Source organism: Nocardioides sp. P5_C9_2, assembly GCF_054049555.1.
In genome coordinates this window covers 1-8,188 of record NZ_JBFUMD010000135.1, presented here as the reverse complement: position 1 = coordinate 8,188, position 8,188 = coordinate 1, and the positions used below count along the sequence as shown (strand labels likewise).

Genomic DNA, 8,188 nt, shown 5'->3' with positions numbered 1-8,188 from the left:
GCGCGCAACCACCCGACGTACACGGGATAGGACTCCACGGGCTTCCAGGCGAGGTCGAAGTCGAACTCGCCGTGGTGGTCGCGGTGCAGGGACTGGGTGTAGACGCCGCTGACCTTGCGGGGGATGAGGCGACGCGGGTGGCGCGCGCCCAGGCGGTCCATGGCGATCCGGACGGCCGGCGTGCGCAGCCAGGCCGATCCCTGGAGGTCGAACCACGGCGAGTTGAGGAACACCCCGCCCAGCCCCGCCGGCCGGCGGTCGTGCAGCCACAGCGGGAGGGTCAGCCCGCCGGTGGAGTGGGCGGTGGCCACGACCGTGGTGTGCCCGCTCGTGACGCGCTCCCACGCGGCGTCGAGGTCGGGGAAGTACTCGCGCAGGTCCTCGACGTAGTTGGGCGTCTGGTGCTCGCGGATCGACCGGCCGTACTTGCGCAGGTCGAGGGCGTAGAAGTCGTAGCCGCGCTCGTTCCACCACTCGGCGTACTCGGTGTGGAAGAAGTAGTCGGCGAAGCCGTGGACGTGCAGGACGGCCCGGTCGGTCGGCTCGGCGGCCGGTCGGTGGACCAGCGTCGCGTGGACCGGCCCCTCCGCGTCCTCGCCGAGGTCCAGGGTCTCCACGGTGTACGGCGCACCGAGGACGTCGTACGTCAGGTCAGTCGCCATGGCGCGCACGATATCGGCACCCCGCGGGGGCGTGGACGGCGCGAGGGGCCCCGGACGGTGTCCGGGGCCCCTCGGTGCTGTCGTGCGTACGCCGATCAGTGCCCGGCGTGGGTGTCGCTCTCCACGACGGGGTCCGACGCGTCGTCCTGCGCGTCGTCGGGCTGACCGCCGGGGTTGTCGTTGGGGCCACCGGCTCGCACCAGCTCCTCGATCTGCTTGCCGCAGTCGGCGTCGACGGCCTTCCAGTAGGCGAAGGCGCGCTCGAGGACGTCGCCCTCGACCCCGCCGAGCAGGTGACCGGCGACGGTCTTGACGAAGTTGGCGCGGATCTCGTCGTCCCACACCTCGCGGACGAGGGTGCCGGCCTGGCCGAAGTCGTCGTCGTCGCTGCGCAGGGCGTAGGCCTGGCGCACCATCGCACCGTCCGCCTCCCAGCCGTCGCTCACCTCGCCGACCTCGTCGGCGTAGCCCCGGCCGAACGAGTTGGGCGCGTAGACCGGGTCGTCGGCGCGGTGCTCGTAGGCCATCGGCCCGTCCTGCGTGTAGGTGTTGATCTCCACCCGGGGCCGGTTGACCGGCAGCTGCAGGTAGTTGGGGCCGATGCGGTAGCGGTGGGTGTCGGAGTAGGCGAAGGCCCGACCGAGCAGCATCTTGTCCGGGGAGAAGCCGATGCCGGGGACGGTGGCCGACGGCTCGAAGGCCGCCTGCTCGATCTCGGCGAAGAAGTTCTCCGGGTTGCGGTCGAGGGTCATCGTGCCGACCTCGATGAGCGGGTAGTCGCTGTGCGGCCACACCTTGGTCAGGTCGAACGGGTTGAACCGGTAGGTCCGCGCGTCCTCGTAGGGCATCGCCTGGATCGACAGGGTCCACGACGGGTGGTCGCCGCTCGCGATGGAGTCGTAGAGGTCGCGGCGGTGGAAGTCGGCGTCCTCCCCGGCGATCCGGGTGGCGTCGGCGTCGGCGAGGCCCTCGACACCCTGGTCGCTGTGGAAGTGGTACTTCACCCAGTGCTTCTCGCCGGCGGCGTTGATCCACAGGTAGGTGTGCGAGCCGTAGCCGTTCATGTGGCGGTAGGACTTCGGGATGCCCCGGTCGCCCATGAGGTAGGTGACCTGGTGGGCCGACTCGGGGTTGAGCGACCAGAAGTCCCACTGCATGTTGTTGTCGCGCAGCCCGCTGCCGCCGCGGCGCTTCTGCGAGCGGATGAAGTGCGGGAACTTCATGGTGTCGCGGATGAAGAAGATCGGCGTGTTGTTGCCGACGAGGTCGTAGTTGCCCTCGCTCGTGTAGAACTTCAGCGCGAAGCCGCGCGGGTCGCGCCACGTGTCGGGGGAGCCCTGCTCGCCGGCGACGGTGGAGAAGCGCGCCAGCATCTCGGTCTTCACCCCGGGCTGGAAGAGCCCGGCCCTGGTGTAGGCGCTGACGTCCTGGGTGGTCTGGAAGTGGCCGAACGCGCCGGACCCCTTGGCGTGCACGTTGCGCTCCGGGATGCGCTCGCGGTTGAAGTGCGCCATCTGGCTCAGGAAGTGCACGTCGTGGAGCAGGATCGGGCCGTCGGACCCGAGTGTCAGCGAGTTGCGGTCGCTGGAAGCGGGCGCGCCGGTGTCCGTCGTCGAGCCGAGCGAGGCCTCCGACGAGGGAGCGGTGGCGATCGAGCTGTCCGTGGGCTGGGGCAGGTCGGGCATGTCACTCCTGGTGATCGTGGTGGTGGGTGCGCGCGCTGCCGGATCGTGGAGAGGGGCCGCACGCCGACCCCACCAACGTCGCACTTGATCTGGAACAGGTCAAGAAAGGCTCCCCCGCGGGGGTGGCGCTCATCGGAGGAGGTCCGGTCGCCCGAACATCTCGGCGGTGGCGCGGGCGCTCGGGGTGCCGGCGTCGGGGTCCGCGCCCGCGGCGAGCAGTCGGGCCACGACGTCGTCCTCGCCCTTGAAGACCGCACCGGCCAGGGGCGACTGGCCGCGGGCGTTGAGCCGGTCGGGGTCGGCCCCGCGGCCCAGCAGCATGGCGACCGTCCCTGCGTGCCCGTGGTACGCCGCGAGCATCAGGACGGTGTTGCCGTCGCCGTCGGGATGGTTGGCCGGGAACCCGCCGTCGAGGTAGCGCGCCAGCACGTCGGTCTCGCCCTGGCGGGCGCAGTCCATGGCGAAGGCGACGATGCCTGCGACCTCGTCGTCGGTGGGTGCCGCGGCGGCAGGCGCGGACAGGGGCCGGTCGGGGTTCTCGGTCATGGTCCTGCGAGCGTAGAGGGCCTCGCCGACATCGGGCGATCGGCTCCGGCGAGGCGCACCCGGCCACTATTCTCTGGTGGTGTCGACCACCCTCGGAACCGTGCCCCGCCGGGTGGTGTCGCACCTGCACGACCGGGTCGAGGGGTGGCGCACGGGGTCACGGGCGAGCCAGCTCTACGTGCTGGGCATCCTGCTCGGGCTCTCCGCCGCGTCCCTCGTCGCCTCGTGGGTGGCCTACGACCTGGTGCCGCTCACGGTGTGGTTCGTGTGGCTGCTGCTGGGGGTGCTGATCCTGCGTGCCGGGCCGCTGCTGGTGCTGTCCGGGTTCATCCTGCTCGCGGCCACCGCTGCGACGCTGCACGACGACCTCGACGGCCCCTCCGCCGCCGCCCTGGTCACGCTCGTGGCATCCGTGGGCCTGGCCGTCGGACAGTCGAGCCGGCAGCGCTCGGGACTGCCGGTCGCCCTCAGTGAGCCGATGCTCGCCCAGCTGCGCGACCGCCTGCAGCGACAAGGCGTCGTACCAGACCTGCCCGTCCCGTGGCGGTCCCAGTCGGCCATGCTCAGCGCCCACGGCACGGGGTACGCCGGCGACTTCCTCGTCGCCGACCTCCGCGAGGACCGACACCTCGAGATGGTGCTCGTCGACGTGTGCGGCAAGGGCGCCGCGGTCGGACCCCAGGCGCTGCAGTTCGCCGGTGCCCTCGGCGGCCTGCTCGGGGCGCTGCCCCCCGATGCCCTGATGCGCGCGGCGAACGCGTTCCTGCTGCGCCAGGACTCCGACGAGTCGTTCGCGACGGCGGTGCACGTCCGAGTCGACCTGGAGACGGGCGACTACACGATCACCAGCGCCGGACACCCTCCGGTGCTGCACTGGCGCCCGGCAGCGGCCGACTGGGGCGTGGACAACGCCCGCGGCACCGCGCTCGGCGTGGTGGACGACCCGGAGCTGCGGGCCAGCGAGGGGCGCCTCGGTGAGGGCGAGGCGCTGATGTTCTACACCGACGGCGTCATCGAGACGCGGGGCCGCGACCTCGACGACGGGCTCGCCTGGCTGCGCGACGTGGCGCGCGGTGCCGTGCTGACCCACGGGTTCGACGGCCTCGCCCGCGCGGTCCTGCGCACGGTGCCGCGTGGCAACGACGACCGGGCCGTGCTCGTGCTGGACCTGCGCGCCCCGTGACCCGCTCGACTCCTAGAGTGGTGGGGTGCTCGACTCCGTCGTGGCTCCGCTGGTCAGGGAGCTGATCTATCCCCGCGGCAGCACACGTGTCGCGGCCGACGCCACGACGTACTCGCTGACCGTCGGCGCGGTCGAGCTCCGGGGCTGGGTCGTCAACCCGGGTCGCGCCCGAGCTCTCGTCTACTTCGGCGGCAACGGCGAGCGGCTCGACCCGTGGCGTGAGGTGTTGGAGGCACGCTTCCCGGAGCACACGAGCTACCTGATCGCCTATCGGGGGTACGGCGCCAGCGAGGGTCGTCCGAGCCAGTCCGCCCTGAGCGACGACGCCGTCGCGCTGGTCGACCACGTGAGCGAGCGACACCCCGGCGGGCGGGTGGACGTGCTGGGCCGCAGCCTGGGGAGCGCCGTCGCCGTGCACGTCGCGACGCGGAGGGCTGTGGACCACGTCGTCCTGGTCACGCCCTTCGACAGCCTGGCCGCCACCGCCGCGGACCTGTTCCCCGGCCTGCCGGTGGCGGCGCTGATCCAGGACCGCTGGGACTCGGCCGCCCTCGCGGCCGACGTGCGGGCGCCGGTCCTCGTGCTCCGCGCCGGCCGGGACGCGGTGGTCCGCCCGGCCCGGACCCGGGCACTCGTCGGAGCCCTGTCCGACCCCACGGTCGTCTCCCTCCCCGACGCGGGCCACAACACCATCTCCGACGACCCCACCTACTGGACCCGGATAGCGGAGTTCCTGGCCGACGACGCGCCCGAGGACCTCGCTGACTGAGGTGGCGACCGCCGGGCGGCTAGGGACGAACCGCCACCCACAGCTCCTCGGCCGGCCACCTGGACGCCCACTCGCGGGACACGATCTCGTAGAACGGGTGGTCGTGGCCGTCCTCGGGCGCGTAGATCTCGTGCATGGCCTCGATCACGAGGCCGGCCGCACGCAGCTGACGCACCCATTCACCGTGCGAGGGATGGAACTCGAATCCACCGCCGGGCCATTGCACCCGGTGGGTCTCGCGCTGGCCGCGCAGCAACCGGTCCCCAGCCACACCGCCCTCGGCGGGGACGCACAGCGTCGACAGGTTGCTGTTGGTGAGGAAGGCCAGGCGTCCGCCCGGCCGCAGCAGCCTGGCGGCCTCGGGCAACCAGCGCTCGGGGTCGCACCAGGCAGCGACGCCGTGCTCGCTCACGACGAGGTCGAAGCGGCCGCTGGCCAGCGGCACCTGCTCGGCATCCGCGTGGACCAGAGGGAAGGTGGGACCGAGCCGGGCCTGGAGGTGCCGCGCGGTGGCGAGCTGCTCACCCGAGAAGTCCAGGGCGACCGGTCGGGCTCCTGCACGCGCGAGCCAGGCGGCGAAGTATCCCGTCCCGCAGGCGAGATCCAGGACGTCGCGACCACGAACGTCGCCGAGCACGTCGAGCACTCGCTCGGGTGCGGCGAAGAGGCCCCACGCGATCTCCGACCGGGTCCACATGCCCTCGGCCGAGGCATCGGTGAAGCGCTCGTTCACGATTGCCCAGAGCCTGCGGTTCCAGGCGATCTCCTCGGCTCGGTCCTGGGACATCTGCACAGTCTCCCCGACGGCGGGTGCCGACGGAACGGTGGACGGGTGGTACCTCCGTCGACGACAGTCGGACGGGTGCCCACGTGTCACCCGACCCGCACCACTCGAAGGAGCCCGCTGACATGACCCGCGTCCGCATCGACCTGTTCGCCTCGCTCGACGGGTACACCTCGGCGACTGACCACAGCCCCGAGAATCCGATGGGGGAGGACTGGGGGCGCCTCACGGCGGCCTACGCCGCGACGCGCACGTTCCACGAGCGCGTCCTCGGCGACACCAGCGGCGCCGGCACCACTGGGCTCGACGACGCCCACGCTGCGGCGCACTTCGGGGGCATCGGCGCCGAGATCATGGGTGCGGCGATGTTCGGCCTGCACACGTTCCCCGACGATCCGGACTGGAAGGGCTGGTGGGGTGACCGGCCGCCGTTCGGCACTCCGGTCTACGTCCTGACCCACACCGCACCGCGTCCGTCGATCCCGATGCCGGGCGGCACGACGTTCCACTTCCGCAGCGCCGCGATCGAGGACGTGCTCGCCGAGGCGACGGAGGCTGCAGGCGGCCTGGACGTGCGCGTCGGCGGTGGCGTCAGCACCGCGCGCGACTTCCTGCGCGCCGGTCTGGTCGACGACCTGCACGTCCGGATCGCCCCGATCCTGCTGGGGCGGGGCACTCGACTGTGGGACGACCTGCGCGGCCTCGAGCTCACCCACGAGGTGACCACCGACGTGGCCGACAGCGGCACGATCCACGTCACCTTCACGCGCAGGTAGCCGCGATGACGGCCGGACGCCGGCTCGCTCGCGTCAGGCCCGCACGCACGAAGGGCCCCGACCGCACATGCGGTCGGGGCCCTCCGAAGTCACGTCAGGAGACGCGGACGTTCTCGGCCTGGGGACCCTTGGGGCCCTGGGCGAGGTCGAACTCGACCTTCTGGTTCTCGTCGAGCGACTTGTAGCCACCGGACTGGATCGCGGAGTAGTGGACGAAGACGTCCTCGCCGCCGCCGTCCTGAGCGATGAAGCCGAAGCCCTTTTCAGCGTTGAACCACTTGACAGTTCCCTGAGCCATGATCTTGTCCTTTGTTGACGTGTCGAGAGCGTTGTGCCCCCGAGGCGCTGAAGACATCCACCTGTGCTGATGTCCAGCGAACCGAAAACCAGGAGTACTAGATACAGGCCGCGACATGGTGTGCGGCCAAGACGGCTCTGGGAGCCATCCCTTCAACACGACCAAGGATAGGGCATCGGTCGCGCGTTGCCGACTTCGGCGCATCCGAGCGAGTCCGAAGGGGTGGGTGGCGCCCCGTGACTCACGGTTCGACCGGCACGAGCCGGGGGTCCTCCTGCGCGTCGGCGCAGGGGGCGGCATGGGGCCTCGCCCCGCCTCGTTCGGCACCGACGCCCGCGGCGACCACCAGGGCGATCCCCACCACGGCCGGGGCGTGGGGCACCTGCTGCAGCACCACCAGGCCGATGACCAGCGCGAATGCCGGCTCCAGCGCCATCAGGGTCCCGAACGCCCCGGCGGTGAGGCGTCGCAGCGCCAGCAGCTCGAGGGTGAACGGCACGACGGGGAGGAGGATCGCGAGACCGATCCCGATGAGCAGCAGCTGCGGAGTCAGCTGTCCGACCAACCCGGGACCGGCGACGGCGGTGGCCACCAGGGCGGCGACGGGCATCGAGACCGCGAGCCCCGCGATGCCGTTGACGGTGTCACCGACGCGTTGGGTGAGCAGGATGTACGCCGCCCAGCAGGCGGCCGCACCGAGGGCGAACGCGACCCCCGCCGGATCGGCCGTGCCGGCCCACGGCTCGGTCAGGCACAGGACGCCCGCCGCAGCGACGAGTGACCAGGCACGGGCGAGGCCCTGACTGCGGGCGACGCCCACTCCGAGCGGGCCCAGGAACTCGAGGGCGCTCGCGGTGCCGAGGGGGAGCCGAGCGACGGCGGCCATGAAGAGCATGGTCACCCCGGCGGTCACCACGCCCAGCGCGACGCTCGCCCAGAACGCCTCACGGGTGAAGAGGTGCCGACGGGGGCGCACGACGACGAGGAGCAGCACCCCGGCCCAGGACAGCCGCAGCCAGGCGGTGCCGGTCGCGCCCAGGTCGTCGATGAGCCCGACCGAGGCGGCCAGCCCCAGCTGCACGCAGAGCATCGAGGCGACCGCGAGCGAGGCGCCCGAGCGGCTGGGGGAGGAGGTCATGCCTCAGTGCACACCCCCCTGACTGTGCGTGTCCACGTGAAATAGAAGGACATATTGTTCACAGAACCAGCACAATAGAGCGATGGACGTCCGTCGGCTCCGCCTGCTGCTCGAGCTCTCCCGCCTCGGCTCGATGAGCGAGGTGGCCGCCGTCCTGGGCACGTCCACGTCGAGCGTCTCCCAGGGCATCGCCGCGCTGGCTCGCGAGGCGGGCGCGCCACTGGTCGAGCCCGAGGGGCGGCGCGTGCGGCTCACGCCCGCCGGCCGCCGGCTGGCCGAGCACGCCGTGACCATCCTGGCGGCCGTCGACGCCGCGCGGCTCGACCTCGACCCGTCCGTCGAGCCGG

Annotated in this window: 10 protein-coding genes; 4 read left to right on the top strand and 6 right to left on the bottom strand. The window is 71.9% G+C overall.

From position 1 onward, the window contains the following. The 3 genes from ACXJKL_RS08950 to ACXJKL_RS08940 form a co-directional block, all read right to left on the bottom strand. The coding region (locus tag ACXJKL_RS08950) for an alpha/beta hydrolase (RefSeq protein ID WP_457206714.1) at positions 1-662 on the bottom strand (662 nt) is incomplete at its 3' end. Positions 663-757: 95 nt separating this feature from the next. Then, positions 758-2,347 carry a catalase gene (locus ACXJKL_RS08945; protein ID WP_457206713.1) on the bottom strand — a complete coding sequence of 530 codons (1,590 nt, stop codon included), beginning with the start codon at positions 2,345-2,347 and terminating at the stop codon, positions 758-760. A 129-nt stretch (positions 2,348-2,476) separates the two neighbouring features. Next, on the bottom strand, positions 2,477-2,893 hold the full coding sequence (locus tag ACXJKL_RS08940) for an ankyrin repeat domain-containing protein (RefSeq protein WP_457206712.1): 417 nt from the start codon (positions 2,891-2,893) through the stop codon (positions 2,477-2,479). Between the two features lie 79 nt (positions 2,894-2,972). Here ACXJKL_RS08940 and ACXJKL_RS08935 point away from each other — a divergent pair, with 79 nt between their 5' ends. Both ACXJKL_RS08935 and ACXJKL_RS08930 read left to right on the top strand, forming a co-directional pair. Next, the gene (locus ACXJKL_RS08935) at positions 2,973-4,076 is read left to right on the top strand and encodes a PP2C family protein-serine/threonine phosphatase (protein ID WP_457206711.1); all 1,104 of its coding nucleotides are present in this window, start codon (positions 2,973-2,975) and stop codon (positions 4,074-4,076) included. Positions 4,077-4,101: 25 nt separating this feature from the next. Continuing rightward, positions 4,102-4,845 carry an alpha/beta hydrolase gene (locus ACXJKL_RS08930; RefSeq protein ID WP_457206710.1) on the top strand — a complete coding sequence of 248 codons (744 nt, stop codon included), beginning with the start codon at positions 4,102-4,104 and terminating at the stop codon, positions 4,843-4,845. A gap of 19 nt (positions 4,846-4,864) precedes the next feature. Here ACXJKL_RS08930 and ACXJKL_RS08925 read toward each other — a convergent pair whose 3' ends face one another. Continuing rightward, positions 4,865-5,632 carry a class I SAM-dependent methyltransferase gene (locus ACXJKL_RS08925; RefSeq protein WP_457206709.1) on the bottom strand — a complete coding sequence of 256 codons (768 nt, stop codon included), beginning with the start codon at positions 5,630-5,632 and terminating at the stop codon, positions 4,865-4,867. Between the two features lie 122 nt (positions 5,633-5,754). Here ACXJKL_RS08925 and ACXJKL_RS08920 point away from each other — a divergent pair, with 122 nt between their 5' ends. Continuing rightward, a complete protein-coding gene (locus ACXJKL_RS08920) occupies positions 5,755-6,405 on the top strand; it encodes a dihydrofolate reductase family protein (RefSeq protein WP_457206708.1) in 651 nt (216 codons plus the stop codon). Between the two features lie 94 nt (positions 6,406-6,499). Here ACXJKL_RS08920 and ACXJKL_RS08915 read toward each other — a convergent pair whose 3' ends face one another. Together ACXJKL_RS08915 and ACXJKL_RS08910 are read right to left on the bottom strand one after the other, a co-directional pair. Next, positions 6,500-6,703: a cold-shock protein gene (locus ACXJKL_RS08915; protein WP_344150762.1), complete on the bottom strand. Its 204-nt coding sequence runs from the start codon at positions 6,701-6,703 to the stop codon at positions 6,500-6,502. Between the two features lie 241 nt (positions 6,704-6,944). Continuing rightward, complete coding sequence (locus ACXJKL_RS08910; RefSeq protein ID WP_457206707.1) at positions 6,945-7,841, bottom strand: EamA family transporter; 897 nt, start codon at positions 7,839-7,841, stop codon at positions 6,945-6,947. Positions 7,842-7,923: 82 nt separating this feature from the next. Here ACXJKL_RS08910 and ACXJKL_RS08905 point away from each other — a divergent pair. Continuing rightward, the coding region (locus ACXJKL_RS08905; protein ID WP_457206706.1) for a LysR family transcriptional regulator at positions 7,924-8,188 on the top strand (265 nt) is incomplete at its 3' end.